We start from the raw sequence: 524 nt of genomic DNA, 5'->3' as shown, positions 1-524 counted from the left end.
CTCCGCGCCCTGCAGAAGATCGCCAACGAGCGTGACGCTGAACTGACGTCGACGCGTGAAGCCGCCATCGAGCCGCTTCCCGCCGACCTGGCGCTGGAGCTGGAGAGCAGCGAAAGCTGATCGACCGGTTCAGGACTGAATGAAGAGGGCGGCTCCGGGAACGGGGCCGCCCTTTTTCCTGTCTCCTCCCCGTGACGAAGTCATGGGGAGGAGACGGTCAACGCGGCCCGTCCCGGCGGTCGGTGCGGATGTTCCGGGTCGAGTCCGGGCGGAAGGACGGGTCGAGATGCGCCCCCGCAACGCCGGCGCCGAAATTGGAGCCCGGACCGTCCTGGACGCTGACATTGCCCGTGCCGCCCGCCAGCGGACGGCGACGGGTCTCGTACTGCGCCAGCCGCCGGGCGCCCTCGGCGGCGAAGGGGCTGCCGGCGGCGTCGTCGATCGGGGCGGCGGCGGCGGCGCGCTGGCCGAAGCGGTCGTCGCAGATGGCGCGGTCGGCGGCGCTCAGCAGGGCCGGGGAGGCG

General features: G+C 72.7%; 2 protein-coding genes. One reads left to right on the top strand and one right to left on the bottom strand.

From position 1 onward, the window contains the following. Nucleotides 1-120 (top strand): hypothetical protein (locus B2742_RS04305; RefSeq protein WP_292063404.1); only part of this gene is annotated, 120 nt, incomplete at its 5' end. A gap of 97 nt (nucleotides 121-217) precedes the next feature. Here the strand turns inward: B2742_RS04305 and B2742_RS04300 are convergent. Next, nucleotides 218-524 (bottom strand): hypothetical protein (locus B2742_RS04300; protein WP_292063379.1); only part of this gene is annotated, 307 nt, incomplete at its 5' end.

The organism is Brevundimonas sp. UBA7664 (assembly GCF_002483305.1).
Classification (GTDB): Bacteria; Pseudomonadota; Alphaproteobacteria; order Caulobacterales; family Caulobacteraceae; genus Brevundimonas.
Note: the sequence above shows the minus strand (reverse complement) of the source record. Positions and strands in the feature narration are given on the sequence as shown.